The 24,203-nt window shown below is 60.8% G+C and carries 27 protein-coding genes; 21 read left to right on the forward strand and 6 right to left on the reverse strand.

Annotation, left to right across the window (positions count from 1 at the left end; translation table 11 throughout):
* Positions 1–3: 3 nt before the first annotated feature.
* From NSND_RS21310 to NSND_RS13705, 6 genes are all read left to right on the forward strand, one after another.
* Positions 4–171: a hypothetical protein gene (locus tag NSND_RS21310; protein ID WP_013250860.1), complete on the forward strand. Its 168-nt coding sequence runs from the start codon at positions 4–6 to the stop codon at positions 169–171.
* A gap of 99 nt (positions 172–270) precedes the next feature.
* A complete protein-coding gene (locus tag NSND_RS13685) occupies positions 271–1,077 on the forward strand; it encodes a HugZ family pyridoxamine 5'-phosphate oxidase (protein ID WP_080879532.1) in 807 nt (268 codons plus the stop codon).
* Between the two features lie 57 nt (positions 1,078–1,134).
* Entirely contained in the window at positions 1,135–2,817 is a 1,683-nt protein-coding gene (gene ettA / locus NSND_RS13690) for an energy-dependent translational throttle protein EttA (protein WP_080879533.1), read from the forward strand.
* A 258-nt stretch (positions 2,818–3,075) separates the two neighbouring features.
* On the forward strand, positions 3,076–4,332 hold the full coding sequence (locus NSND_RS13695; RefSeq protein WP_080879534.1) for a patatin-like phospholipase family protein: 1,257 nt from the start codon (positions 3,076–3,078) through the stop codon (positions 4,330–4,332).
* Entirely contained in the window at positions 4,329–5,003 is a 675-nt protein-coding gene (locus NSND_RS13700; protein ID WP_080879535.1) for an SDR family oxidoreductase, read from the forward strand. Before NSND_RS13695 ends, NSND_RS13700 begins: the two co-directional genes overlap by 4 nt.
* Positions 5,000–5,884 carry an SDR family oxidoreductase gene (locus tag NSND_RS13705; RefSeq protein ID WP_080879536.1) on the forward strand — a complete coding sequence of 295 codons (885 nt, stop codon included), beginning with the start codon at positions 5,000–5,002 and terminating at the stop codon, positions 5,882–5,884. The genes NSND_RS13700 and NSND_RS13705 overlap by 4 nt, the downstream gene beginning before the upstream one ends.
* Position 5,885: 1 nt before the next feature.
* Here NSND_RS13705 and NSND_RS13710 read toward each other — a convergent pair whose 3' ends face one another.
* Positions 5,886–6,242, reverse strand: coding sequence for a c-type cytochrome (locus NSND_RS13710; RefSeq protein WP_159450783.1), 357 nt, complete (start codon positions 6,240–6,242; stop codon positions 5,886–5,888).
* Between the two features lie 185 nt (positions 6,243–6,427).
* Between NSND_RS13710 and NSND_RS13715 the strand changes: the two genes are divergently transcribed.
* Positions 6,428–7,228, forward strand: coding sequence for a DUF1295 domain-containing protein (locus NSND_RS13715; RefSeq protein WP_080879538.1), 801 nt, complete (start codon positions 6,428–6,430; stop codon positions 7,226–7,228).
* Positions 7,229–7,557: 329 nt separating this feature from the next.
* Here NSND_RS13715 and NSND_RS13720 read toward each other — a convergent pair whose 3' ends face one another.
* Positions 7,558–7,782 carry a tetratricopeptide repeat protein gene (locus NSND_RS13720; RefSeq protein ID WP_080879539.1) on the reverse strand — a complete coding sequence of 75 codons (225 nt, stop codon included), beginning with the start codon at positions 7,780–7,782 and terminating at the stop codon, positions 7,558–7,560.
* Between the two features lie 115 nt (positions 7,783–7,897).
* Positions 7,898–8,209: a transcriptional regulator gene (locus tag NSND_RS13725; protein WP_080879540.1), complete on the reverse strand. Its 312-nt coding sequence runs from the start codon at positions 8,207–8,209 to the stop codon at positions 7,898–7,900.
* A gap of 115 nt (positions 8,210–8,324) precedes the next feature.
* Between NSND_RS13725 and NSND_RS13730 the strand changes: the two genes are divergently transcribed.
* The 6 genes from NSND_RS13730 (at position 8,325) to NSND_RS13755 (ending at position 15,230) form a co-directional block, all read left to right on the forward strand.
* Complete coding sequence (locus NSND_RS13730; protein ID WP_159450784.1) at positions 8,325–9,788, forward strand: TldD/PmbA family protein; 1,464 nt, start codon at positions 8,325–8,327, stop codon at positions 9,786–9,788.
* Positions 9,785–11,131, forward strand: a complete 1,347-nt coding sequence (locus tag NSND_RS13735) for a TldD/PmbA family protein (RefSeq protein WP_159450785.1) — start codon at positions 9,785–9,787, stop codon at positions 11,129–11,131. The genes NSND_RS13730 and NSND_RS13735 overlap by 4 nt, the downstream gene beginning before the upstream one ends.
* Before the next feature lie 125 nt (positions 11,132–11,256).
* Complete coding sequence (locus NSND_RS13740) at positions 11,257–11,964, forward strand: hypothetical protein (RefSeq protein WP_080879542.1); 708 nt, start codon at positions 11,257–11,259, stop codon at positions 11,962–11,964.
* A 216-nt stretch (positions 11,965–12,180) separates the two neighbouring features.
* The gene (locus NSND_RS13745; protein WP_080880886.1) at positions 12,181–13,815 is read left to right on the forward strand and encodes a tetratricopeptide repeat protein; all 1,635 of its coding nucleotides are present in this window, start codon (positions 12,181–12,183) and stop codon (positions 13,813–13,815) included.
* A gap of 57 nt (positions 13,816–13,872) precedes the next feature.
* Entirely contained in the window at positions 13,873–14,694 is an 822-nt protein-coding gene (locus NSND_RS13750) for a methyltransferase domain-containing protein (protein WP_080879543.1), read from the forward strand.
* 2 nt (positions 14,695–14,696) lie between these two features.
* Positions 14,697–15,230: an SLOG cluster 4 domain-containing protein gene (locus NSND_RS13755; protein WP_080879544.1), complete on the forward strand. Its 534-nt coding sequence runs from the start codon at positions 14,697–14,699 to the stop codon at positions 15,228–15,230.
* Positions 15,231–15,672: 442 nt separating this feature from the next.
* On the opposite strand, the gene NSND_RS13765 is transcribed toward NSND_RS13755, so the two are convergent.
* On the reverse strand, positions 15,673–16,146 hold the full coding sequence (locus tag NSND_RS13765) for an LEA/WHy family protein (protein ID WP_159450786.1): 474 nt from the start codon (positions 16,144–16,146) through the stop codon (positions 15,673–15,675).
* A gap of 143 nt (positions 16,147–16,289) precedes the next feature.
* Here NSND_RS13765 and msrA point away from each other — a divergent pair, with 143 nt between their 5' ends.
* From msrA to NSND_RS13800, 7 genes are all read left to right on the forward strand, one after another.
* Positions 16,290–16,913: a peptide-methionine (S)-S-oxide reductase MsrA gene (gene msrA, locus NSND_RS13770; RefSeq protein WP_080879547.1), complete on the forward strand. Its 624-nt coding sequence runs from the start codon at positions 16,290–16,292 to the stop codon at positions 16,911–16,913.
* On the forward strand, positions 16,910–17,356 hold the full coding sequence (locus NSND_RS13775; protein WP_080879548.1) for a CoA-binding protein: 447 nt from the start codon (positions 16,910–16,912) through the stop codon (positions 17,354–17,356). Before msrA ends, NSND_RS13775 begins: the two co-directional genes overlap by 4 nt.
* A complete protein-coding gene (locus tag NSND_RS13780; RefSeq protein WP_080879549.1) occupies positions 17,353–17,793 on the forward strand; it encodes a hypothetical protein in 441 nt (146 codons plus the stop codon). Before NSND_RS13775 ends, NSND_RS13780 begins: the two co-directional genes overlap by 4 nt.
* Positions 17,794–17,942: 149 nt before the next feature.
* Positions 17,943–18,329, forward strand: coding sequence for a hypothetical protein (locus tag NSND_RS13785; RefSeq protein WP_080879550.1), 387 nt, complete (start codon positions 17,943–17,945; stop codon positions 18,327–18,329).
* Positions 18,330–18,368: 39 nt separating this feature from the next.
* Positions 18,369–18,986 carry a lytic transglycosylase domain-containing protein gene (locus NSND_RS13790; RefSeq protein WP_080879551.1) on the forward strand — a complete coding sequence of 206 codons (618 nt, stop codon included), beginning with the start codon at positions 18,369–18,371 and terminating at the stop codon, positions 18,984–18,986.
* Between the two features lie 158 nt (positions 18,987–19,144).
* A complete protein-coding gene (locus NSND_RS13795) occupies positions 19,145–20,299 on the forward strand; it encodes a pyridoxal phosphate-dependent aminotransferase (protein ID WP_080879552.1) in 1,155 nt (384 codons plus the stop codon).
* Positions 20,300–20,734: 435 nt separating this feature from the next.
* Positions 20,735–21,220 (forward strand): hypothetical protein, encoded by a 486-nt coding sequence (locus NSND_RS13800; protein WP_080879553.1) that lies wholly within the window; start codon positions 20,735–20,737, stop codon positions 21,218–21,220.
* A 9-nt stretch (positions 21,221–21,229) separates the two neighbouring features.
* Here NSND_RS13800 and NSND_RS13805 read toward each other — a convergent pair whose 3' ends face one another.
* Both NSND_RS13805 and NSND_RS13810 read right to left on the reverse strand, forming a co-directional pair.
* Entirely contained in the window at positions 21,230–22,099 is an 870-nt protein-coding gene (locus tag NSND_RS13805; protein WP_080879554.1) for an NAD(P)-dependent oxidoreductase, read from the reverse strand.
* A gap of 63 nt (positions 22,100–22,162) precedes the next feature.
* Complete coding sequence (locus NSND_RS13810; protein ID WP_080879555.1) at positions 22,163–22,975, reverse strand: 3'(2'),5'-bisphosphate nucleotidase CysQ; 813 nt, start codon at positions 22,973–22,975, stop codon at positions 22,163–22,165.
* Positions 22,976–23,125: 150 nt separating this feature from the next.
* On the opposite strand from NSND_RS13810, the gene corA reads away from it, so the two are divergent.
* Entirely contained in the window at positions 23,126–24,184 is a 1,059-nt protein-coding gene (gene corA / locus NSND_RS13815; RefSeq protein ID WP_235000251.1) for a magnesium/cobalt transporter CorA, read from the forward strand.
* The last annotated feature ends 19 nt before the right edge of the window (positions 24,185–24,203 follow it).

The raw sequence follows: 24,203 nt of genomic DNA on the forward strand, positions 1-24,203 counted from the left end.
CCTATGCTGGTCTTGATCCATAAAGAGTGCGGTGGCCCGGCGCTGGACGAATCGCCGGTCGGCGAAGTGTGCGCGATTCCGGTGAGTCAGTTCCCGTTCACCTGCTTCACCTGCCTGGAAGACATCCTCGATGAATCCGAAGTGCGACTCACCGAAGATCTCGGCATCTGACGGACGTTGTGCCGGTCCCGTTCCCCCCGCGCTCAGTGGAAATTCCGGAAGCATCCAGGTAAGGTGTCGTGCAGCTTATTGCACAGAAAAGAGGCATCCTTGTCATCAACGCAGCAACACAATAGCGGGCCGGATTCCGACGGTCCTGAGGTCCCTGAACCGTCCCATGCCGAGCGGGCAAAGACTCTGGTCTATCTACAGCAGACGGGCGGCCTTTCGACCATCTCGCGTAAACAACCAGGCTGGCCCTTCGGGTCCGTCATGCCCTATGGCCTCGACGACCAGGGGCAACCGTTGTTTCTCATCAGCACCATGGCGATGCACACGCAGAACCTCCTGGGCGATCCACGCGCCAGTCTGCTGGTGACGCCGCCGGAAAGTAGAACCGATCCTCTGGGTGCCGCCAGGGTGACGTTGATGGGATCGGTGACGCGTGTGCCGAAGGAGGAGAGTGCGCCGGTTCGCGAACGCTACCTGGCCCGGCATGCTAACGCCGCCTATTGGGTGGACTTCAACGACTTCGGCTTCTTTCGCATGGCGATCGCAGATATCTATTTCGTCGGCGGGTTTGGCTCGATGGGCTGGGTCGTTCCGTCCGACTATACGGCCGCTGCGGTGGATCCACTAGCCGATCAGGCATCTGGGCTGATCCGTGAAATGAATGAACAGCAGACAGCCACGCTGTTGCTCCTGGCCCGGGTGTACGGCAAGCTGGAGGCGCAGCAGGTGACCATGACCGCGCTGGATCGTCTGGGTTTTCATCTGCGCATCAAGACCGCCGAGCGGATGCAGGGGGGACGGGTCGCGTTCACCAATCCGGTCCGCACAGCCGCAGAGGTCAGGGCCGGCCTGGCCGACATGGCCGCCCGGGCGAAGGCCGGGGCCGAACTCGTGCACTCATTGTAAGCGGCCGCGCAACGTATTCTTCTCAACACAGTACCACACCATCAGATAGGGGAACGCATGGCGACGAACGATAAGCAGGTGATTTTTTCTCTGGTCGGTGTCGGCAAGGTCTATCCGCCGAAGAAGCAGGTCCTGCGCGACATCTACCTGGGCTTTTACTACGGCGCCAAGATCGGCGTGCTGGGTTTGAACGGATCCGGAAAAAGCTCGTTGCTCAAAATCATTGCCGGGACCGATCCCAACTACGTCGGTGAGATCACTCGCTCGAAGGGCTACAGCGTCGGACTGCTCGAACAGGAACCGCAACTCGACCTCAACAAGACGGTCAAAGAGGTCGTCGAGGAAGGGAAGAAGGAGCTGGTGGCGCTGCTGCACGAGTACGAAGCGGTCAGCAACAGTATGGGCGAGGCCGGCCCCGATGAGATGGAAAAGCTCATCGACAAGCAGGCGCAGCTGCAGGAAAAGATCGAGGCAGCGAACGGCTGGGAGCTGGAAAGCGAACTCGAAATCGCCATGGATGCGCTGCGCTGCCCGCCTGCCGATCAGAAGATCAGTGTGTTGTCCGGCGGTGAAAAACGCCGCGTGGCCCTCTGTCGCCTCATGATCCAGGAGCCGGACATTCTGCTGCTCGACGAGCCGACCAATCACCTCGATGCGGAATCCGTGCAATGGCTGGAGCAGCACCTGCAACAGTACAAGGGCACGGTCATCGCGGTGACGCACGACCGCTACTTCCTCGACAACGTGGCGGGGTGGATTCTGGAACTCGACCGCGGCTCCGGCATTCCCTTCCAAGGCAACTACACGGCGTGGCTCGAACAGAAGCAGGACCGGTTAGAGAAGGAAGAGAAGGCCGAATCCAAGCGCAAGAAAACGCTCGAACACGAGTTGGAATGGATTCGCATGTCGCCGAAGGCCCGGCAGTCGAAGGGCAAGGCGCGTCTCAACCGGTATGAGGAATTGGTCAATCAGAAGCAGGATCAGCTGGCCGCCGATCTGGAAATCTATATTCCGCCGGGACCTCGGCTCGGGGATCTGGTGGTTGAGGCCAAGGGCATCAGCAAGGCCTTCGGCGACAACGTCCTCTATGAAAATGTCGAGTTCAGCCTGCCGAAGGGCGGCATCGTCGGCGTCGTCGGTCCCAACGGTGCGGGCAAGACCACCATGTTCCGCATGATTATCGGCAAGGAGAAGCCGGACACGGGGACCATTCGCATCGGCGAAACGGTCAAGCTCGGTTACGTGGATCAGGATCGGTCGCTCGATCCCAACAAGACGGTGTACGAAATCATTTCCGAGGGACAAGACACGATCATGCTGGGCAAGGCCGAAGTGAATGCCCGCGGCTACTGTGCCCGCTTCAATTTCGCCGGCACCGATCAGCAGAAGAAGGTCAAGGATCTGTCAGGCGGCGAGCGGAACCGCGTGCATCTCGCGCGCATGTTGAAAGAAGGGGCCAACCTCATCATCCTCGACGAACCGACCAACGACCTGGATGTGAACACGTTGCGCGCGTTGGAAGAGGGGTTGGAGGGATTTGCCGGCTGCGCCGTCATCAGCAGTCACGATCGCTGGTTCTTAGACCGTGTCGCCACCCATATCATGGCGTTCGAAGGCGACAGCAAAGTGGTGTGGTACGAGGGCAACTACAGCGAATACGAAGCCGATCGTAAGAAACGGCTCGGCAAAGAAGCCGACCAGCCGCATCGCATACGCTATCGCAAACTGACCAGGAGTTAGCAGGCTGTTGAAAAATGGCTGCCGGCGGCGTTCTCGCGGCGCGAAGAGACTCCACGTACCGCAGAGGGTACGCATCGCCTCTCCGCTGGCTGTGGCCTTGCCGGACAGCCTTTTTGAACAGCCTGCGACGGCCACTGCGCGAGTCTATGAGTCTTTGAGAGTCACATGGCTGCTGTATGCTCGTACGGTGTCCGCCCCAAAGCCAGGATTTCTTACTAGAGGCACATCCATTTTCCGCATTCGGCCGTAGATTCATCCATGAGCATGTTACGGGGACGTACCCTAAGCCGCTGGTTGGCGGTGCTTGCCCTGGCCTCCGCCTCCTGCACGGCCATTGATCCTCCCCCGGTATCGCCTCCCGAATTTCGCCCCCTTCACACGAGAGCCACGCTGCACTTGGGAGAGAAGGAACTGGCGGATGGCCGGTTCGTCGGGTTGGCCTTTTCCGGGGGAGGGAGCCGCGCAGCCGTCTTCGGCGCGGCGGTGATGAAAGAACTCGACCGGCTGGGTGTGCTCCAACAGGTCGATGTGCTGTCTGCGGTATCCGGCGGGGCACTGCCTGCGGCGTCCTATGCGCTGGAGGGCTACCGCGATTTCAGCTTTCAAAACGGTTTCGTGGAGTTGGTGGGCCGCGATTTTCAGGGAGCCATCCTGGGCCCCTGGTATACCGTTCCCCAGAACGCGATCCGGTATGCCTTGACCGATCGGGTTCCAGCCGAACAGGTCATTCGCGTCCTGGACGACCGGCTTTTTCGGGGTGCAACCTTCGCCGATCTCAATCCGTCGCAACCGATTCTTCTGCTGAATGCCACCGATGCCCTCACCGGCGACCCGCTCGTCATTTCCGACGAACGGTTCGCTGCGCTGGGTCAGCCCCTCGCTCCCTTCAGCATTGCGCGTGCGACGTATATGTCCGCCGCGTATCCCGGTGTGTTGGAACCGCTGGCCATTCCTTATGGGCAGGCAGAGGGCGCGCCATCCGGGCAGCCCCCGCTGCTGGCCTATGACGGCGGGGCTGCAGACAATCTCGGGATCCGGACGCTGATGCAGGTGGTGAACGAGGCGCTATCGGAGCAATCGATGGCCGACCGGTTCCCCCGCGGGTGTCTGGTCGTTTCTATCGATGCGACGGGCCGTCAGCTCAATGCGCAGCGCAAACCGCTCTCCGCCGCTGCGGCTCTGCTCAGAGGCCATCGGCGCAACGTGCTGGAGCTGGCCGGGATTCCTGTGTCACAGCAGGATGCGTCGATGTTCGGGACCTTTCAGGTGGGCATGAACGGACACGGCGGGACCTGCCGCTTCTGGCACATTGCGTTACGCCAGTTGCCGGACAGCGATCCATTGGGCGACCGCGTGACCCATATCAAGACCAATCTCGGGCTGTCGGCGGAAGATCAGGCGGCGCTCGCGACCGCAGCGGCCCGGCTCGTGGCGAAGGGCCGCGAGGAGATGCATCAAGCAGACGGTTGGGCCGGGTTTATGAGTGCTCGGCCCGCACTTCTCACGCATCCATGACGACGCCCGTCAAAACCCGGCGCGTGTTTGTGACCGGCGCAACCGGTTATCTCGGCGCGCGGCTCATTCCGTTGTTGCTTGAACGGGGTCATCAAGTGACCGCCCTGGCTCGGCCGGAATCAGTCCGCAAGGTTCCCACCGGATGCCAGATCGTCGTCGGCAATCCGCTGGAGAGCGGGACGTTCGTTGAGCAGGTGCGGGGTGCCGATACCTTCGTGCAATTGGTGGGTGTGCCGAAACCTGCACCCTGGAAAGGCCCGCAGTTCCGCGCCATTGACGGGCCTTCGGCCATGGCAGCGATCCGTACAGCCCGCGAAGCGGGCGTGCGACATATGGTCTATGTCAGCGTGGCGCATCCGGCTCCCATCATGCGGGACTATATTGCCGTGCGCAGCGAATGCGAAGCGGCGATCACGGCCGCGGGGTTGGTCGCGACGATCCTCAGGCCCTGGTATATTCTCGGCCCGGGTCATTGGTGGCCGTTGGCGCTGCAGCCGGTCTATCGGCTGATGGAGCAGCTCCCGGGAACGAGAGCCGCCGCTCTACGGTTAGGTTTGGTGACAATTCAGGAGATGCTCATCGCGATGACATGGGCGATCGAACAGCCACCGTCCGGTAGTCGGGTGATCGAAGTGCCGGAGATCCGGCAGCTCGGCCGGAGTCACGCATGAAACCGACCGTCTTGATTACCGGTGCTGCTGGCCTGATCGGTGGCTATCTCGTCAGGACCGCCGCTCGTTGGGCTCCGCAGTGGGAGGTGCGCGGAGTCACCAGGGCGGAGGCAGACCTCACCGATTCGGCGCAGGTGCAGGAGCTCTGGCGCCAGTGCCGCCCCAGCCTCGTGATTCACTGTGCGGCCTTGAGCCGAACCGGCGCCTGCGAGCAGGACCCGGCGCAGGCCCGATGTATCAACGTGGAGGCGACGGAACGGCTTGCCGGACTGGCACGCGACATCCCCTTTATCTTTCTGTCTACCGATCAGGTGTTCGACGGCGCGAAGGGCTGGTATGTCGAAACGGATGCGGTGAATCCCCTGAACGTGTATGGGCAGACGAAGGCAGAGGCGGAGCAAATGGTGCTCGAAAACCCAGCCCATTCGGTCGTTCGTATCGCGCTGACAGCAGGCACGTCGCCGACCCGTGACCGGAGTTTCGTCGAAGACATGTTGCGAACCGCGGCCAAAGGCGCGAAGCTGACGCTCTTTACAGACGAGTTTCGCTGCCCCATTCCGGCTGGAGCATTAGCGCGCGCTCTCTGGGAGTTTGCGGCTCAGCCGCGGGCGGGCCTCTATCACCTGGGGGGGAGCGAACGGTTGTCTCGATGGGAAATCGGTGAGTTGCTGGCGAGGCGCTATCCGGAACTCCGGCCCTGGATTCAACCCGGGTCAGTCGCTGACTATCACGGCCCGCCGCGTCCTCCGGACCTCTCAATGCGAAGCGACAAGATGCAGGCGCTGCTGTCGTTCCGCCTGCCCGGTTTTCGTCACTGGCTCAATGGTGACTTCTCGGTCGGCGACGATCCCTGGGACGGCTCAGCCTCGGGCGATCGGTAGGTCAGTGAGGCAAGGTGCGAATGTACGCCAGCACGTTTCGAATGTCGCGTTCGGAGAGAAGGCCTTTCCAGGACGGCATGTTCGGTTTGCCCTCATGGATGGTTGCCAGCAGGGCACGGTCGGATTTTTTTCTGGTCGCCGGTGCCGTGAGATTTGCGGGATCGGGCCCCAGTAGTTTGTATCCATCCCCTTTGCCTTGGACTCCGTGACATCCGGCGCAGTGTTTGATGAAGAGCGTCTTACCCTTTGCAGGGTGAGCCGCTTTCGGGGGAGCATTCTCGCCGGCCTCGGATTGCATCGGGAGTGCAACTGCGAAGGCTATCGCGACGATCAGCACTTTGACGAAACCCATGTTCATAACGGTCCCTCCGGTGTGATGTGACAGTGCTTGCCGCAGTGCCGATGGTGAATCATACCTGCCTCTGAATCCGAATGCCATTCGACTCCGGCGGCCCTGTCTTGATGGAAGCCGTCATAGTACAATTGTCCGATTCTGTGCGGTGCATCCGGTTCGCTTGCGGTTCATGTCCGGTAGCTGATCGCATGACAGCGAGAGATCCCCTGTCCCTCCTCATCACCGCCTGGGCTGCGTCCGCAGCCTTGATGGTCCTGCTCTGGTTAGTCGAACGCCGCAGACGTAACGCGTCCATTGCCGATGTGGGATGGTGTTACGGGTTGGCACTGGTGGTGTGGTGGTACGCAGGCTCCGCCGCGGGAGAACCGGCCAGGCGCTTGCTGGTGGCGTTGATGATCTTTCTCTATGCCGTCCGCCTGGGCACTCACGTGCTCATCGACCGGGTGTGGCGCAAGCAGGAGGATGGGCGGTATCGGGCTTTGCGCCATCAATGGGGCGCGCACGAGTCCTCGCGCATGTTCTGGTATTTCCAGCTCCAGGCTGCCGCCATCGCGTTTTTTTCTCTCCCGCCGCTTGTGGTCATGCAGAACCCCCATCCGCCGTTTCATTTTTGGGACCTGATTGGATTTCTCTGGTGGGCTGCGGCGGTCACGGGTGAGGCCGTGGCCGATTGGCAGCTGGCTGCGTTTCGCAGCAAGCCGTGGAATACCGGTCGTGTGTGCCGGATCGGTCTGTGGCGCTATTCACGGCATCCCAACTATTTTTTCGAATGGCTGCACTGGTGGAGTTATGTGTGGATGGCGCTGGCGATTCCTACGGGAGGCTGGGGCCTGACGCTGATCGGTCCCATGGTCATGGGCGTAGCGCTGCTGAAGGTCACCGGCATTCCCTGGACGGAAGCGCAGAGCATGGCAAGCCGTGGTGAGGAATATGCGGAGTATCAGCGAACGACCAACGCGTTCTTTCCCTGGTTTCCGCGACGGTCTTAACCCGTACTATTCATGAATACCTACTCCGGTGTCCGATCCCTTCGCCCGGCGAGGCTGTTCTCGTTCGGCCTCCTCGACGGACTGCCAGTACGCCTGTGTCGGCCTGACGTGCGAGCCGCCTCGGCGGGCTTCCGTCTCGAACGCCTCGCGACGGCATGCATGAATAATCCGGGTTAACAGGATGCCGAGAAATTACGCCAGCGGCGTTCTCGCTTCTCGTCGAGGCTCGCCGTACCACAAGAGTACGATTCGCCTCTTTGATCGCTGCGGCCTTGCTGGACGAACTTTTTGCGCATCCTGCGGCTACACAAGGGGATAAATGGCTGCCGCTACGGTTTGTCGGTGAGTTCAGTCAGTCGTGCACGCGCCGTTTTCGCGACGGGGCTGTCTGGGTACTGACGGACGATTTCTTCGTAGAGTTCTTTTGCGTGCGCTCGATTGGTCTGGCGTTCTTCGAACTGGGCCGTCTCCAGCAGCAGCGCAGCCTGGTCGGGACCGCAGGCGGGCAGGACCAGGAGGAGACTCGGGATGATCCAGGCAGCGACTCTGTTCATGCGGCGGTCCTTTCGGTTGACATGTCGCGCAATGTCGTCACGAGATGAGGCCTCTGCGTAGTCTCGCTCAAGACATCGGCGGTTGCAAGAAGGCAGTCCTGTTCCGTCATGTCTATTACGCGCGGTCTTCCTCGCGGATGCCGTATCGCGGGGATGTAATGGCCTCGCTGCGGCAGCGCGGGCAGCGGCTGGGACGGGTGAGTCTGGTTCGATCGCGGAAGACGTACGTGCAATCCTGGCATTCCGACGGTTCAAGCAGGAATGTCCGCGCGGGATCGCGAGACAGGGTTTTCACGATGTGCGTCAAATGGTCCTCCACCTGGCGTTCCGGCATGCCGAGGAGCTGAGCCAATTGATGGGAAGATAACAATGTGCCGGTCAGCAGCTCGATGATTCGCCGTCGCGGTGTCTGTTCGGGGGAGAACATAGGGCGAGCATCATAGGTGAACGGCCTGTCGATGAAAAGGCAGGAATCGGCCCCCGCGATCTTGTTATACTACGCAAGACTTTCCGGGCTTCCTTCCGCAACGAGAGATGCTGCTATGAGTGGACCGCTGTGGGACGAGTTGGCCGAATTGGCGCTGTCTCGTGTGCGCGCGGCCGGGGTCGAGTATGCGGATATTCGTCTGCTCGATACGACGACGCGGACGATCAGCGGTGAAGACCGGCGCATTGCCCACATACGCGAGAGCACCGATCGTGGGTTCGGCATTCGGGTGCTGCATCGAGGCGCCTGGGGATTTGCGGCCAGCTCCGTCATTTCCCTCGAAGAAATTCCACGTGTGGCGGACCTCGCCGTAGAAATTGCCAAAGGATCGGCCTCGCTCGCCATCACGAAGGTACATCTGGCGCCTGAGCCCGTGCATCGCGATCGTATCGTCACTCCCTGTCGACTGGATCCCTTCGCGGTTCCTCTGGAAGAACAAACGTCGTTGCTGCTGAGCACGATGGATGTCATTCAGCGACACCAGGGCGTCGTCAGAAGCCACGCCAGTTTCTGGGCCCAACGTGACCGTAAACTCTTTGTCTCTACCGAAGGCTCCCATCTTGAGTTCAGCTTGCTGGCGGTGCAGGGTGAGTGCAGTGCCACAGCGGTTCAGGATGGACGTTTTGCCACGCGTTCGTTCAACAGCCCGCATTTACGCATGGGGTATGAGTTGATCCGCGACACCGATTTTGCGAGCGAAGGCGCGCGCATCGCCGAGCAGGCTGTGGAGAAGGTGCGGGCGCCGGTGATCGAGGCCGGGCGATACGATCTGGTGCTCGATCCGGAGCATCTGTCGTTGACGATGCATGAGTCCTGTGGACATCCCAGTGAATTGGATCGCGCGCTCGGCTACGAGGCGAATTACGCCGGTACGAGTTTTCTGACACCGGATAAACGCGGCACCTACCGGTATGGTTCGTCTCACGTGAACCTGGTGGCCGACAACACTGAACCGCACACGTTGGCGGCGACGGGGTACGACGACGATGGAGTGAGTTGCCAGAAGTGGGACATCGTGCGGGAGGGACTCTTCGTCGGGTACTGCACGAACCGCGAGGTGGCGCCGCGTATCAACGAGGAGCGTTCACGCGGATCGAACCGGGCCGATAGTTGGGGGAGCGTGCCGATGGTGCGTATTGCGAACATCGGGCTGGAGCCGGGCACGGCGACGCTCGATGAACTCTTGGCCGATGTGAAGCGGGGCATCTACATCGAAGGTCACGGCTCCTATAGTATCGATCAGCGACGATACAATTTTCAGTTCGGGGGCGATGCGTTCTGGCTGATTGAGAACGGTCGCCGCACGCACATGGTGCGGGATGTGATCTATCATGGCATTACCCCTGAGTTTTGGGGCCGATGCGACGGCGTCGCCGATCGCAGCCATCGTCGCCGGTATGGATTCATTACCTGCGGCAAAGGCCAACCGGGCCAATCGGGCTGGATGACCCATGCCGCCTCCCATGCCCGGTTCAGGCGGGTGGATGTCATTGCCGGAGAAGCGAAGGCCAACGAATGACGTCGTCGATCACTCCATCATGGCCGAAGTTGACGGGCCGGCAGGAATTTGAGTTCCTGGCTGAGCTGGTGATGAGTCACTCGACGGGTGACCACACCTATCTGTCGTTGCGCGATGTCCATGGCGGCACGACTCGCTTCGCGAACAATCAGGTCATTCAGAATGTGAATCAGCGGCGCGGCGCCCTGTCGATTACGGTGGCCTTCGGGCGACAACATGGCACGGCCAGCACGACGGATTTTACCGCCGGCGCAGTGCGGGAAACCCTCAAGCAGGCCGAGTGCATTGCCCGCATCTCTCCCGAAGATCCCGAATATCTTCCTCCCGTCGGGCCACAGACCTATCTATCGCTGCCGACCTCGCGTCCCGAAACGAGCGCAGCCGGACCGGCACGACGGCTCGACTATGCGCGTGAGGCCATCGGCCAATGCAAGATGGAGAATCTGAACGCGGCCGGAACGGTGTCGTCCAGCACGGCCATCGTGGGGTTGGCGGCTGACACGGGATTGCGGGCCTACGAGGAACGCACCGAGGCGCGGTTCAGTCTGACGGTGCAGGCCGGCGAGGCCACCGGCTGGTCGGCGGCGGCCCATCGATCCATCGATCGTTTGCATGTGCAGGAGCGCACGCTGGCGGCCATCATCAAAGCCAAACGAGGGGCGGACGAACCGCGGGAATTGCCGCCCGGCCGGTACACGGTCATCCTGGAGCCGGCGGCCGTCGCCGGGCTGCTGAGCTGGATGATCTGGATGTTGGATGCGAAATCCTTCTACAAGGGGACGAGTCCGTTCAGCAGAAAACTGAACACCCGGATCCTCGACCGTCGACTGTCCCTGTTCAATCAGCCGGCCCATGCCGACCTTCTCGGCCACGGATTTACGAGTGAGGGCCTCCCGGTCATCGAATCCAGTTGGATTGAGGCGGGGGTGCTCAACCAGTTGTTGCACGACCGGTTTACCGCGCAGGAACATGGGATCGATCCACTGACGACGCTGGAGTCTCCCTACTTATCCGGTGAACGTCCTGTCGGCACAAGGGTGGACGACCTCATCCGCACGACCCAGCGCGGCATCCTGGTGACGAATTTCTGGTACATCCGCCCCGTTAATCCGTCCGACCTGACACTCACCGGCATGACGCGGGATGGCACCTTCCTCATTGAAAACGGGGAGATCACGTCGGCCGTCCGGAACTTCCGGTTTCACGAGAGCCCCCTGCGGGCCTTCAACCAGGTGGAAACCTACACCGCCCCGGTTGAAGCGGTCACGTCGGAAACCGGGAAGTTCCTGGTGCCTGCCATGCGGATCAACGGCTTTAATTTTTCAAGCGTCACTCGATTCTAAGCCTGGTCGAGGTCACGGGAATCCGGGGGATCCGGACGGCAAAAAACCTGTTCCGGCCATTGACTCGGACTATTGGAAAGAGTAATGAATGATCGAGTACCGACCGATAAGATGCCGGTGTCCCTATGAAGCGTAAGCAGCAGCGTTTGGCCGAAAAACCGATTCATCTCCTCACCTTCGCTCCGGACAAGTCCGAGAAGGGCGGCGTGAATCCGTTTGCACCTTCGCCGTTGCGCGCGACCATCAGCAAAGTCTTCGTGAAATTGGAGGATATGACCGAACGGTTCGAGGATTGGTGCCAGTATGGCCGGTCCGAGGAGCGAGCGGTGCAACCGTTGGGACAGCGCGTCTCCAAGTGGTTGGGAGCGCCGGTGGCCCGGCATGCCGAGCAGGCGGCCGAGGCTGAAACCGGGCTGGTTCCGGCTCGACGCTGGGAAGGCTCGGTCGGGGACGTGATCTTCCGGCTTCGTGACCGGGCGGGCTTTGTGCAACGTGCGTTGACCGCGCAGGCTCGTGAGCTCAAGGAGTGGGTGATCGAACATACCCGGTCCACCCAGGCAGAAGTCGATCAGTTGCGGGAACAGGTGTCGACGCAACAGGCTCAGGTCGAGGAGCTGACGGCGCAGCTTCAAGATTTGCGGGCTCTGGTGACCTCCCAGCAGAAGGTCTTGATGTACATGGGCAAGGACATGGAGCTGGCGCAGCCTGCCGAGCTGGAGCTCTCCCTCGTGCCGTCACGCGCGATTCCATACCGTGACCGTGACAAGAAATCTTCGAGAGACCGACGGGAGGCTTCTACCGAAGCATCCCAGGCTCCCTACCTCAACGCCTAAGATTCGTTTCATGCTTTGGCGGTTCATGGGCCGTCGAGCGCCTCTTGTCGCTTCCTACAGACTTCATGCATCCATCCGTCCCGCGTGATGTGGAGTGCGGGCTAGCAACTTCTCGACGGGACTGCTAATTTGTGCCGTTCTGTGGGGCGGTGGAGTCGTCGCAGGATGACGGCGTTGTTCGTCTCACACCTGAAGAAACGAGCAGGAGAGGGGTCCATGGTCAAGGGGGGATATGCGAGGGCGCTGGTTCACGGCTTGATGGTCGTGGGGTTGGCTTTGCCTGGTTCGGGTGGAGTCGCGCGGGCGGAAGTCACGCTGTTCGAGAATCTCGGCACCCTACATCACGAGATCACTACCACGTCCGACCTCGCTCAAAAATTTTTCGATCAAGGGATCCGGCTGGTCTATGCCTTCAATCACGAGGAGGCGATTACGGCCTTCACCGAGGCCTCCCGTCTCGATCCCGATGCGCCCATGCCCTATTGGGGTGTGGCGTTGAGCCTGGGGCCGAACATCAACGCGGCCATGGATCCCAAGGTAGAGCCCCGTGCCGTGGAGGCGGTTCAGAAGGCCACTGCGCGTCTGTCGCAGGCCACCGCCAGGGAGCGAGCCTACGTGGAAGCCCTTGCCGCTCGCTACTTGGCTAAAAAATCGGTCACCCGCAAGGTGAAGGACGAAGCCTATGCCAAAGCGATGCGTCAGGTTGCGGGGGAGGCTCCCGATGATGCCGATGCCGCAACCCTGGCGGCTGAAGCCATGATGGTGCTCCGGCCATGGGACTACTGGCGCGCGGATGGGCGGCCTCAACCGGGGACGGAGGAGATCGTGGCGATCTTGGAAGCGGCACTGCGGCAGCATCCTGATCATCCGGGTGCCTGTCACTATTACATTCATGCGGTCGAAGCCTCGCCCGACCCTCAGCGCGCGCTCGACTGTGCGAAGCGGTTGCCCTCGCTGATGCCGGGTGCCGGACATCTGGTGCATATGCCGGCGCATATCTACATGCGGCTGGGGCGTTATCGGGAGGCGTCGGAGCGTAATGCGACCGCCGCGATGGTGGATCATGAGTATTTGTCCCGTCACCCTCTTGAGGGCAACTACGCATCGGGATACTATGCGCACAACCTCCATTTCCTGAATGCCTCCTTGATGATGGAAGGCCGAAGCGCGGAAGCCCTGCAAGTCGCGCGGGATCTCCTGGTGAAGGTTCCGGCTGACGAGATTGCCAAGGAGCCGTCGCTGGAATGGTATGCGCCGACGGTGCTGCTGACCATGGCCCGCTTCGGCCAGTGGGGCGACCTGATCAGACACCCGCCGCCGTCCAAGAGTCTGCGGCTCACCACAGGTCTCTGGCATTTTTCGCGCGGGTTGGCCTTTGCCGCGACGACGCGATTCGGAAGCGCTGAGGGGGAATTGTCGAATCTCCGGAAGGCGATGAAGCCCTTCGCTCGAGCCAAGACGGCGGAAGGCAAGATCAGTCGCACGATGTTGAAGGTGGCCGAACGGATCCTGGTCGGGGAAATGGCCGCGCGGCGCGGGCAATACGAGGCCGGAATTCAGGCCTTGCGCGAGGCGCTGCAGTTGGAGGCGTCGTTGCCCTACAGCGAGCCGCCGTTCTGGGTTCAGCCGGTTCGCCACAATCTGGGAGCGGTTCTGCTGCTGGCGGAACGTCCGGTCGAGGCTGAAGCCGTGTACCGGGAAGACTTGCGCCTCAACCCCGAGAATGGATGGGCGTTGCACGGACTGATGCAGAGCCTGCGGGCTCAGAACAAGGATGCAACCCAGGAAGAAACGCGGTTTCGTGCCGTATGGGCGCAGGCCGACGTGACATTGACGGGGTCTCGATTTTAGAGTCCCGCGCCGGTTCGGGCCCCGGGGCCCATCTCTGTGCCAGACAAAGGATACGAGATGCTGAAGACGGATTACGTGTTTCATGCCACTGAAGAGGCCCGTGAATTAGAGCGGTTGCAGATGCTGGAGCGGATCTTCGATCCGGGCACGCAACGACGGATGTTAGCCACCGGACTGACGACCGGGTGGCACTGCCTGGAAGTGGGAGCAGGGGCCGGCTCCATCGTGCGTTGGCTGGAGCAGCGGGTCGGGCCATCCGGCAAGGTGGTCGCGGTCGATACAAACCCGAGGTTCTTGCGCGGGAGCGGCAGCTCAACCATCGAAATCCTGCAAGGGGATATCTGTGACATGGAGTTTCCGCCCGCCGCGTTCGATCTGGTGCATGCGCGGTATGTGATGATTCATATCGCGGACTATCAGACGGCGTTTGAGCGGATGTTGCGGTGCGTCAAACCGGGCGGTTGGGTCGTGATCGAAGAGCCGGATTTTCAAGCGGCTCGCGCCGTGGCCGGACCGGACGAGGCCCGGGCGGCCTTCGGGCGAGTAAGCGAGGCGATCGAGCGGATGTTCACGTCCCTCGGGATGGACCATGCCTTAGGCGCGAAGTTGCCCGTGTTGTTCCAGCGCCACCACCTGGACCAGGTGACGGTGGAACACGAGGGGCATTTATCCGCAGGCGGCGACCTGATTCCGCAGATGATGAAATTGTCTGCCGAGCAGCTTCAATCGAAGTATGTGGCGACAGGACTAGTGACGGAGTCCGATATGGAGCAGTATGGGAGGCTTGCCGACGATCCGGACTTCTGGGCCATTTATTACGCGACGGTGGCGGTGACCGGCTGGTGGCAGCCGCAATGCGGCGGGCGAACCCAAGGATAGGCATGCGATACATTGTAGGAGTCATGGGGCCGGCCAAGGCCAGGAAAAAAGATGTCGACAATGCTCGCGTGCTGGGCGAATTGATTGCGCGACGCGAGTGGGTGGTGCTGACCGGCGGTCGTGACGTCGGCGTGATGGATGCAGCCTGTCAGGGCGCCAAGAAGGTTCCCGGCAGCCTGACGATCGGGGTGCTGCCTTCGGCTCGTGAACGCGTGTCCAAGTATGTCGATCTGGCCATCATCACCGAAATGGGCAATGCCCGCAACAACGTCAACGTCATGTCCAGCAATGTGGTGGTGGTCTGCGGGCTGATGGGGGCCGGCACCGTGTCGGAGGTGGCGCTCGCGCTCAAGGCGGGAAAGCCGGTGATTCTGGTCGGGGCCACGCCGGCCGAGGAGAAATTTTTCAAGAAACTCGGTGGGCGGCTTATCGCTTCCGTGGACAGTCCGGAAGAAGCCATCGGGCTCATGATGAAACAGTTCGAACAGCAGCAACCGGATCTGGTCCAGGGGGCGCGCTCCTGGGGCGGGGTCTAGCAGGCGGCTGAAACAACCTCCCAGCGGGACACTGCCGCCTCACTATCTCGGCGGCGTTCACAAACGTGACGCGCTTTATTCCGCGCGTCGTGAACCTCCGAGGCTCAACGTACCGCACGCGGGAAAAAGAGCCTGTCTCGGCAGGCTGGGGGTGGGTGGATAAGAAGCATGTGGCCTCGCCCCTTCGCATTGCTGCGGCCTGGCTGGACGGACTTTTTGAACAGCTTATAAGCGGTTTGCGATCCCCTTCGCCACAGAACTGTTCTCGCACATTCCTTCAATGGACTACCAGTACGTTTTGCGTCGGCTTCTAACGCTTCGTCGTGAATGCAGGACGCCGCCGTGAATCGTGAACCGTATCTGGTTGGGGAGAGAAAAACTTTGGGGGACCTGATTCCGAGGTTTTTTTATGGAGAGGAGCGACGCGTCACGGGCCCGTTTCTCACTGGGGAGGGGGAGAACCGGACAGGGCACCCTGTTCCAACAACACCCCGGAGTTGTCGAAAGGAAGGCGGCCTTCCTTGGTATGAAGTACGCCTGTGACGTGGTAAGTGAGTGGCTGATCGCCGGAGAAGGACAGCAACTGTCGGACGACCTGTAAGGTCGAGGTGCTTGTTTCGACTGATGTGACCGAATCACTCAAGCGTGGCACGACCAATTCCTTGTTGCCTAGGCCTCGGGCCAGCCGGTTTCCATTCAGATCCAGGCGAAAGTCGATGCCGGTGACGGCAAGATCGAAGTCGTTGGGGTTCCGAATACGAAGATCCACCTGAAGTCGCTGCTCGAAGGCGCTGGCCTCGAGCGGCGTGACGTTGGTCACGAGGACTTCCGGCGCTTCCCCTTTCATGAACCAGGAGGCGCATCCGGAAAGCGTCAGCACCGCCACCAGTCCCACACGCGAAGCCAGTCGTCTCATCCTGCCCATCATACAGAAACATCCAATCGATTGCGATGCTCGTAGATAAGAGGTATAGCTTTGGCGCTGCGACCGCAGTCGCTCACGTACTTTGGTAAGATGAACAGCGAGGAGGCGGGTCAGTTGCAGGGAGGACTTATTCTATGAATATCGTGATACGCCGAGGCATGTATACGTGGCTGGTTCTGGCGATGGTGCTGGCAGGTTCACTGGCTTCGGTCGGGCAGGCCGCGGGTCCTGCCGGTCCGGCGAAAGCGTATTTTGCCGGAGGGTGTTTCTGGTGCATGGAGGAAGTGTTCGAGAAAGTGCCGGGCGTCATATCGGTGACCAGCGGATATATGGGCGGGCGGGTCGAACACCCCAGCTATGAGCAGGTCTCTGCCGGTGGAACGGGTCATGCCGAGTCGGTGGAGGTGGTCTACGATCCGGCCAAGGTGAGTTACACCGCCTTGCTTGACGCCTTTTGGCACAATGTGGACCCGGTCACGCCGAACGCACAGTTTTGCGACCATGGCAGCCAATACCGGGCCGTGATCTTTTACCAGGGCGACGAGGAGAAGCGCCTGGCGGAGGAGTCGAAAGGCGCCATCGAGCAATCCGGGCGGCTCCCAGGGAGGATTGTTACGGAACTCACCCTGGCTTCGACGTTTTATCCGGCCGAGGACTATCACCAGGATTTTTATAAGAAGAATCCGGTCCGGTACAAATTCTACAAATATAACTGCGGGCGGGCGCAGCGACTGGAAGATCTCTGGGGAGCTCCATGACAGGTGAGGGCTCGGAGGAATGGCTCGCGCGGCTGATCCGGGAATGTCGGACGATTGCCGTGGTGGGATTGTCGTCGAATCCGGCCCGACCCTCATACCGCGTGGCCGCCTACATGCAGCAGCAGGGCAAGGTAGTGGTTCCGGTCAATCCGCGCGAGTCGGACCTGTTGGGGGAGCGGGCTTATCCGGCACTCTCCGCTGTGCCCGGTCCGGTCGATATGGTGAATATTTTCCGACGATCTGAAGAGGCGGGCGCGGTCGTCGATGAAGCCATCCGGATCAAGGCCAAGGCGGTCTGGCTCCAGGAGGGCGTGATCGACGAGGCGGCGGCTGAGCGTGCGCGCCGGGCCGGGCTGCAGGTGGTGATGGATCGTTGCTGGCTGAAGGAGCATATGCGTTGCGTCAGTGGGGACGGCCCGGATGTCAGGCCGGCGAACGTATGAGCGTGGATCGTTCCCTGGTCCGCCTGATCCTGGTTATTGTCTGGCTGAACGGGGTGCATACGCTCGACCACATGATTCGGGGAGACTTCCACTGGCCGCTCGATGGGCAATCGGTTGGTTTTGTGCTCGTCGTCGCCGCCATCTACCTCGTCATTGGAATGGGAATACGGCTGTCCAACAGAGGGGTTGTCGGGCCCCTGTTCTGGGCCATCATCGGAGGCGGAGGATTGGTCTTTGGGTGGTTGTCCCACTTCAGTCCCTTCACCGACCAGCCGTTGCACGTGATCTACGGGAGCTATCACAATGCCACGGGTGGCGCTCTCGCGGTGTTATGTCTCATGCTGCTTATGGGCGTTGTGCTGACGGCGACGCTCTATTCGATCTACCTGTGGCATCACCAACGTCACATCACCGTGTCGCGTCCTGTTTCCCGGTAACCTCGTTCCCAGATCTTCCATCGATTTCCCTCTGAGCTGATTTGTGTCATTTTCTTGAGCATTCCGCCCCTCCATGGAATAGTGACGTGACGGTGCGCGGGTCTCTCTTGCACCGGCTTCCCTACCAATCATCCCTGGAGGTCATAGCCATGATGCCCTTGCTCACGGTGTGCGGTCGTTTGTTGTTCGTTCTTCCCATGGGGCTCTTCGTCATGGGTTGTACACAGTCGGCCCTGCAGGCGCCTTCTCCGCAGGAAAATCTTGGCATGGGCATCGTGACGGGAACGCTCGGTGCGCAAATCCCGGCTGCAGCCACGACCGGCGACCAGCCGGGCGGGTCGTTAGTCGGTCAGGTACAAGCCGTGGAAGGGGGAGCGTATCTGGTCCGCGATGTTCGCGGGCAGGAACATCGTATCCCCCATGATCAAAACACGAGGATCGATCGACCGGCCCATGTGGGCGATCGCATCCAATCCTGGTTCGATCGGCAGGGCCGAGCCGTGCTCATCAGAAGCCTTGATGAGGAGCCCCGGTAGGACGAGCCCGGCCCACGCCGCTCGAGTCCTCGCACGATCATGCAAGAGCCGGAATGGAATTCCCGTTGGGAGCGTGTCGCCCGCGTGCTCTGCCCGTTTGTGGTAGCCGGATGCCTGGTGGTGATGATGCCTCCGGTGAGCCGGGTCGCAATCGACCCTGCTATGAGCCATATCCCGTTCCCGCGCTCGCCCGAAACCATCGCCGCACTCATTGCCCACTCTGCCGCGCAATACGGGCTTGACCCGGCCCTCTTGCAAGCCGTGATCAAAGTCGAATCGAATTTCAATTCGGACGCCGTGTCGTCGAAAGGGGCCATCGGGTTGATGCAGCTCATGCCACTGACCGCGGCGGCGCTCCATGTGCTGGATCCGTTCGATCCGAAGGACAATATCCATGCGGGCGCGGCGCTGCTTCGGCGGCTCCTGAACCGGTTCGACGGGGACCTTTCGTTGGCGCTGGCGGCGTACCATATCGGTGAGACGCGAGTCAGGCAGACGCTCGGCACGCCGGCGCTTCCCGCGACGCAGCTCTATGTCGAACGCGTGCTGGGTCATTACCATCGATTCCGTGCGGAGTCCCATCAAGCGGCTGCACATACCAGGACGAGTGAGTCAGGCGGCGAGGCGTTCCTGGCTTCCCCTCGGGTGCGTGAATGAAGCCGGTCTGTGCATTGTAGCTGCCCCGCTGCAGGCATGCGGCGCCGGTTGCATTTTCCGCTAGGAACGGGTACGGGATTCTGACTCGCGCAATCGCGGGGAGACGGCCTCCGGCCGCTAAGCCGGTGGAAACCAGACCACGATTTTTGAGGATAGTGATGAAGAAAAGCGATCGGACCGCTCGTTTGGCTCAATCGGATATCCGTGCCATGACCCTCGCCTGCGCCAAGGTGAACGGGATCAATATGTCTCAGGGCGTTTGCGATACCCCTGTTCCTCCGGTCGTGGTGCAGGGCGCGCAACAGGCGATGGCCCAAGGGCACAACATCTATTCACGCTTTGACGGCATTCTGGAATTGCGGCAGGCCATCGCCGACAAACTCGCTGCGTACAATCGAATCACGGCGGATCCGGACGCCAATATTACCGTGAGTGCCGGCGCCACCGGATCGTTTCAGGCCACCTGCATGGCGTTGCTGAATCCCGGCGACGAGGTCATTCTCTTTGAGCCCTTCTACGCCTATCACATTCAGGCGATCGTTGCGGTCGAGGCCGTGCCCCGCTGTGTGTCGATGCGACCGCCGGACTGGACGGTGGATTTCAAAGGCCTCGAGCAGGCGATCACATCCAGAACCAAGGCCATCGTGGTGAACACTCCGGGAAACCCTTCCGGAAAAGTCTTCACACGACGGGAGTTGGAACAGATTGCGGAGATTGCCTGTCGCCATGACGTGATGGTGATCACGGATGAGATCTATGAATATTTTGTGTTCGATGGGCGGGAACACGTGAGTATGGCGTCTCTCCCCGGTATGGCCGACCGAACCATTACCATCGGGGGTTACTCGAAAACGTTCAGTATCACCGGTTGGCGCATCGGCTACAGCGTGGCGGAGGCCACGTGGGCGAAGGCCATCGGCGCGATGAGTGATGTGTTGTATGTTTGCGCGCCCACCCCGCTGCAGCATGGTGTCGCCGCCGGGATTCGTGCGCTCGGCCCCTCGTTTTACAGCGACCTGACGAAGGAGCATCAGCAGAAGCGCGATCGGTTCTGCGGCGCGTTAGCCCAAGCGGGACTGCCCCCTGCCGTGCCGCAGGGTGCCTATTACGTGCTGGCAGATGTGTCCCGGCTTCCAGGAAAGACGAGTCGCGAACGCGCGCTGTATCTGTTGGATAAGACCGGCGTGGCGGGCGTGCCGGGCGAAGCGTTCTTCGAAGGGCCGGAGGGGAGTCGGTTTATGCGGTTTTGTATGGCGAAGACCGACCAGGATCTGGAGCGAGCCAGTCAGGCGATCGAACGATTCAGGTCATAAGCTGGCAGGATTCCGGTAAAAGGCCGTCAGCGGCGTTCTCGCACGACACTGCCGCCGGTTAGCCTGGCCCGTTTCAGCGTAACCGCCTCTGCCAGGACACGGTCCTCGTCATCGCCCTCACGTGGTCTTTTTCCCGACCACTCAGCCCGATCAATTTCCACACACTGGCGCCCTGTCGGTTGAGACGATCCAGGGTGAGGAATCAGCCCTGGATAGGAGGCGGCCGGGTGAGGCGTGACGTTCCCGCGGGCTCACCCGCTGGCCTCGAATGGTTGCGCCGCCGGCTGGTGGCGCAATATGAGACAATTGATGCAACTGCTTGAAATGAGCCACAATTCACATGATGCTTGAGACAGGCGGGTATGCGTGGTAAATAAGTAGTTTCGAAGAAACACAAGAAGAAGAGTGCGTACGGAAACACTAGGGATTCACACGATGAAGTTGAACCGTCTGTCGTTCTTGTCGATCTGCTTCGGTGCGCTGGTGTTGCAGGCCTGTAGTCATGCGCCACGGCCACAGGAGGCTTCCTGGGCGGAGCCTGTGTCGGGGGAAATTTCCCTCCATCGGTCTGAACATGCGGTCCTTGCAGGCGAATGGGAATATGAGGAAAGCGGGATGGTGGTGCCGTTGAGATTGGATCAATTCGGCAACGGCTCGTATGACTTTAAGGATGGACGGTTTCGGACGGATGTCCTCTCCGATCACCGTTGGGCCGGGGCCTGGGCTCAACGGGAAAACGATCGGGAAGGCGGATTCGAGATCACCCTGTCGCCAGACTACTCGGAAGGGGAAGGTCGTTGGTGGTACACTCGCATCGAGAGTGATGCCGCGCCGACCAAGGCCGGTGGAACGTTCCACGTGATGAAGATGCAATCGATCGTCGAGAACCAGCCTGTGCCCGGCGCGCGCGCATCCCAGTAGAGACCAGAGTCACGTGCCGGCAACGGGGTCCACCCGTTCATAGAGCGCTGAGTAGTCCACATCTCCCAGCCCCAGGGCAATCGTGTCGCTGAGCAGTGATCGGACGCCCGGAAGTCCGCCGGGAGAGAGCTGGGCGCTGTCTGCGGCGGCGAGGGTCAACTCCACATCTTTCAGCAGGTGGCGGGTCGAAAAGTTCGGCCTGGCATAGTTGCGTTCCGCCAATCGAGGCAACTTCTTATCGAACGTCGGTGCATACAGCGCACTCTTGCGTAACACCGCCATAAAATTCTCCACATCGACCCCGCCACGGCGAATGAGTCCCAGACTGAGGGCGAACGCTGCCGTTTCTGCGGCAATGAGCTGATTCAGCGCCAGCTTCATCACGGCGGCTTTTCCGACCGGGCCGATCAGGCGCACATCCGAACTGAGGGCCTGCAGGAGCGGTGCCCATGTGGCATAACGCTCCGGAGTCGCACCGACCATGATCAGCAGGGCGCCCGATTTGGCTTCGGCGATACTTCCCAGCACCGGCGCTTCCAAGTACTGTCCGCCGAGGCGCTCGATCTCTTCTCCGATCGAGCAGCTTTCCGACGGGCCGATCGTGCCCATTTGAATGATGGTGCGTCCGCCGAGCACCTGGCTGGTGGAGGGATCGAGCAGCACGGCACGGATGGCCGCCGCGTCTGCCAACAGGAGGATGACCACCTCTGCAGCGGCGATGGCTTCTACCGCAGTCGAGGCGATGTGAAGACCCTGTTGCCGCAGCGCCAGGGTCTTTTCAGGGGTACGATTATAGGCCGACAGGTGATGACCGGTGGCATGCAGCCGTTCGGCCACCGCCTGCCCCAGCAACCCTGTGCCTAGCAAGGCCACATTCATGGAAAACCTCCATCCTGTATGCGAGACGGTCATCGTACAGAGAAGCGGCCGCGGTTGAAAGGGTCAAGGGAGAGGGGCGCGAAGGTCTCTACTTGCGGCACTGAGTTGAATGAGGTGTGTGCGCGTCGGTGTGGTCAGGTCTGTGCCGATGGCCAAGGTGCCCTTCACCCTGGGATCGGCGCGGTTGAACGTAAACGGATGGCCTGCGGCCGTGGTGGCGCGCCCTCCGCTTTCTTCGATCAACAGGACGCCGGCGGCGATGTCCCACTCATTGCCCCCTTCCAGCGTCACGACTGCATCGGCCTGTCCGGCTGCGACCAGGGCGAGGGCGTAAGCAATCGATCCGATCGGACGGCAATGGAGATGGGACTCCAGGGCCTGAAAGCGGCCGACCCGGAGTTCCCATGGATTCACGAGCGCGAGTGGGCGCTCCGGCGGGGTGAACGGAGCCTGGCCGGCTTCTGCCTGGCGCTCAACGCGGATGCCCTGGCCGCGAATGGCCGAGAAGAATTCACCGGTCGCGGGATTGAAGATGGCTGCAACGGCCGGCATGCCCTGCTCAACGAGCGCCACTGAGAGGCAGAATTCCGGCAGGCCTCGCACGAATGAGCGCGTTCCATCGATCGGATCGACGATCCAGACCCGTGATCTGGTCAGGCGATTGTGGTTGTCCTCGGTTTCCTCCGACAACCAGCCGTCCTCCGGAAATGCCGCCGACAAATGGTCTCGAAGGATCTGATTGACCGCCAGGTCGGCAGAGGTAACGGGTGACTGATCCGGCTTGGTGTAGGTGTCGAATCCGGTGTCCGCCAATCGAAGGGCTTCACGTCCGGCCCGCCTCATGGCCTCCGACAAGATGCTGAGTTCATGATCCATCGTCACAGGGGCTCCAGGTTCGCAGAGAAGGGTGATGGCTGCATGTCTTCACCGTACCAGGTCTTGGTTCGGGAACAAAGCCCGGAGTGGCTTGATGCCGCGCCCGGCTCTTGACCCTCCTGCCGGTTCCGCGTACAAGCTGGACTGACCATGAAGTTGAAGCACAAACATTCCCGCAAAGCAGGGTTGCCGCCCGGCACGTTGGTCCATATCGGCGAAAAAAAGTCCGAGACGGTCACGATCTCGGTGTATGAATACGGCGAGGGACAGTTTCAAGAGCGAACGGTGTCGAAACCGGACGAGATCGCGATGACGGGGGAGCCGACGGTCCGATGGGTGGACGTCGGCGGCATCCACAAGATGGAGGTGCTGGAGAGTTTCGGGAAAATGTTCGGCCTCCATCCCTTGCTGCTGGAAGATATCGCGAATACCGACCAACGTCCGAAACTCGACGACTACGGCTCGTACGGCTATGTGGTGCTCAAGATGCTGTACGAAGGGGACCGGGAGGGCGATATCAACGTCGAGCAGGTCAGCCTGGTATTCGGTGAGAACTTTCTCCTGTCGTTTCAAGAGAACGGCGGGGATGTCTTTCAAGGTGTGAAGGAACGGCTGCGGAACGGGAAAGGCCGGTTACGTCATGCCGGCGCGGATTATCTCTTGTACGCCCTGATGGACTCGATTGTGGACCGGTATTTCGTCATTCTGGAGACGCTGGGAGAAAGAATTGAAGCGCTCCAGGATCTGTGCGTCACGAACCCCGGTCCGGAGACATTGCGCGATATCCACGGCCTCAAGCGGCAACTGCTGTTTCTGCGTCGCTCCGTCTGGCCGCTCCGGGACGTGATGAACAACCTGTCGCGCTCGGACGGTCAATTTCTGCAGGGTTCGACGAAGGTGTTTTTCCGCGATGTCTATGACCACATCATTCAGATCGGCGATACGATCGAGACCTTGCGCGAAATGGTGTCGTCCATGATGGAAGTGTATCTCTCCAGCGTGAGCTATCGCTTGAACGGCGTCATGAAAGTGTTGACGATCATCACGACTATTTTCATGCCGCTCAGCTTTATCGCCAGCATCTACGGGATGAATTTCGAGCACATGCCGGAATTAAAATCGCCCTGGGGATACCCGGCCGTGCTGGGTGTCATGGCCGCAACCGGGCTGGCCATGCTGTATTTTTTCAAGCAAAAGAAGTGGCTGTGATGGCGTGTAGAATGGGGCC

Origin of the sequence: Nitrospira sp. ND1, from assembly GCF_900170025.1 — a bacterium.
In the GTDB taxonomy this organism is placed as follows: Bacteria; Nitrospirota; Nitrospiria; order Nitrospirales; family Nitrospiraceae; genus Nitrospira_A.

What these genes read in the sequence shown, in the direction of transcription:
- corA (WP_235000251.1), top strand. Translation starts at nt 23,126, where the DNA reads ATGAAGTTGAAGCACAAACATTCCCGCAAAGCAGGGTTGCCGCCCGGC.
- NSND_RS13705 (WP_080879536.1), top strand. Translation starts at nt 5,000, where the DNA reads ATGAAACCGACCGTCTTGATTACCGGTGCTGCTGGCCTGATCGGTGGC.
- NSND_RS13755 (WP_080879544.1), top strand. Translation starts at nt 14,697, where the DNA reads ATGCGATACATTGTAGGAGTCATGGGGCCGGCCAAGGCCAGGAAAAAA.
- NSND_RS13720 (WP_080879539.1), bottom strand. Translation starts at nt 7,782, where the DNA reads ATGAACAGAGTCGCTGCCTGGATCATCCCGAGTCTCCTCCTGGTCCTG.
- msrA (WP_080879547.1), top strand. Translation starts at nt 16,290, where the DNA reads ATGAATATCGTGATACGCCGAGGCATGTATACGTGGCTGGTTCTGGCG.
- NSND_RS13795 (WP_080879552.1), top strand. Translation starts at nt 19,145, where the DNA reads ATGAAGAAAAGCGATCGGACCGCTCGTTTGGCTCAATCGGATATCCGT.
- NSND_RS13740 (WP_080879542.1), top strand. Translation starts at nt 11,257, where the DNA reads ATGAAGCGTAAGCAGCAGCGTTTGGCCGAAAAACCGATTCATCTCCTC.
- NSND_RS13745 (WP_080880886.1), top strand. Translation starts at nt 12,181, where the DNA reads ATGGTCAAGGGGGGATATGCGAGGGCGCTGGTTCACGGCTTGATGGTC.
- NSND_RS13730 (WP_159450784.1), top strand. Translation starts at nt 8,325, where the DNA reads ATGAGTGGACCGCTGTGGGACGAGTTGGCCGAATTGGCGCTGTCTCGT.
- NSND_RS13735 (WP_159450785.1), top strand. Translation starts at nt 9,785, where the DNA reads ATGACGTCGTCGATCACTCCATCATGGCCGAAGTTGACGGGCCGGCAG.
- NSND_RS13715 (WP_080879538.1), top strand. Translation starts at nt 6,428, where the DNA reads ATGACAGCGAGAGATCCCCTGTCCCTCCTCATCACCGCCTGGGCTGCG.
- NSND_RS13725 (WP_080879540.1), bottom strand. Translation starts at nt 8,209, where the DNA reads ATGTTCTCCCCCGAACAGACACCGCGACGGCGAATCATCGAGCTGCTG.
- NSND_RS13710 (WP_159450783.1), bottom strand. Translation starts at nt 6,242, where the DNA reads ATGAACATGGGTTTCGTCAAAGTGCTGATCGTCGCGATAGCCTTCGCA.
- NSND_RS13780 (WP_080879549.1), top strand. Translation starts at nt 17,353, where the DNA reads ATGAGCGTGGATCGTTCCCTGGTCCGCCTGATCCTGGTTATTGTCTGG.
- NSND_RS13700 (WP_080879535.1), top strand. Translation starts at nt 4,329, where the DNA reads ATGACGACGCCCGTCAAAACCCGGCGCGTGTTTGTGACCGGCGCAACC.
- NSND_RS13805 (WP_080879554.1), bottom strand. Translation starts at nt 22,099, where the DNA reads ATGAATGTGGCCTTGCTAGGCACAGGGTTGCTGGGGCAGGCGGTGGCC.
- NSND_RS13790 (WP_080879551.1), top strand. Translation starts at nt 18,369, where the DNA reads ATGCAAGAGCCGGAATGGAATTCCCGTTGGGAGCGTGTCGCCCGCGTG.
- NSND_RS13775 (WP_080879548.1), top strand. Translation starts at nt 16,910, where the DNA reads ATGACAGGTGAGGGCTCGGAGGAATGGCTCGCGCGGCTGATCCGGGAA.
- NSND_RS21310 (WP_013250860.1), top strand. Translation starts at nt 4, where the DNA reads ATGCTGGTCTTGATCCATAAAGAGTGCGGTGGCCCGGCGCTGGACGAA.
- NSND_RS13810 (WP_080879555.1), bottom strand. Translation starts at nt 22,975, where the DNA reads ATGGATCATGAACTCAGCATCTTGTCGGAGGCCATGAGGCGGGCCGGA.
- NSND_RS13695 (WP_080879534.1), top strand. Translation starts at nt 3,076, where the DNA reads ATGAGCATGTTACGGGGACGTACCCTAAGCCGCTGGTTGGCGGTGCTT.
- ettA (WP_080879533.1), top strand. Translation starts at nt 1,135, where the DNA reads ATGGCGACGAACGATAAGCAGGTGATTTTTTCTCTGGTCGGTGTCGGC.
- NSND_RS13765 (WP_159450786.1), bottom strand. Translation starts at nt 16,146, where the DNA reads ATGAGACGACTGGCTTCGCGTGTGGGACTGGTGGCGGTGCTGACGCTT.
- NSND_RS13800 (WP_080879553.1), top strand. Translation starts at nt 20,735, where the DNA reads ATGAAGTTGAACCGTCTGTCGTTCTTGTCGATCTGCTTCGGTGCGCTG.
- NSND_RS13785 (WP_080879550.1), top strand. Translation starts at nt 17,943, where the DNA reads ATGATGCCCTTGCTCACGGTGTGCGGTCGTTTGTTGTTCGTTCTTCCC.
- NSND_RS13750 (WP_080879543.1), top strand. Translation starts at nt 13,873, where the DNA reads ATGCTGAAGACGGATTACGTGTTTCATGCCACTGAAGAGGCCCGTGAA.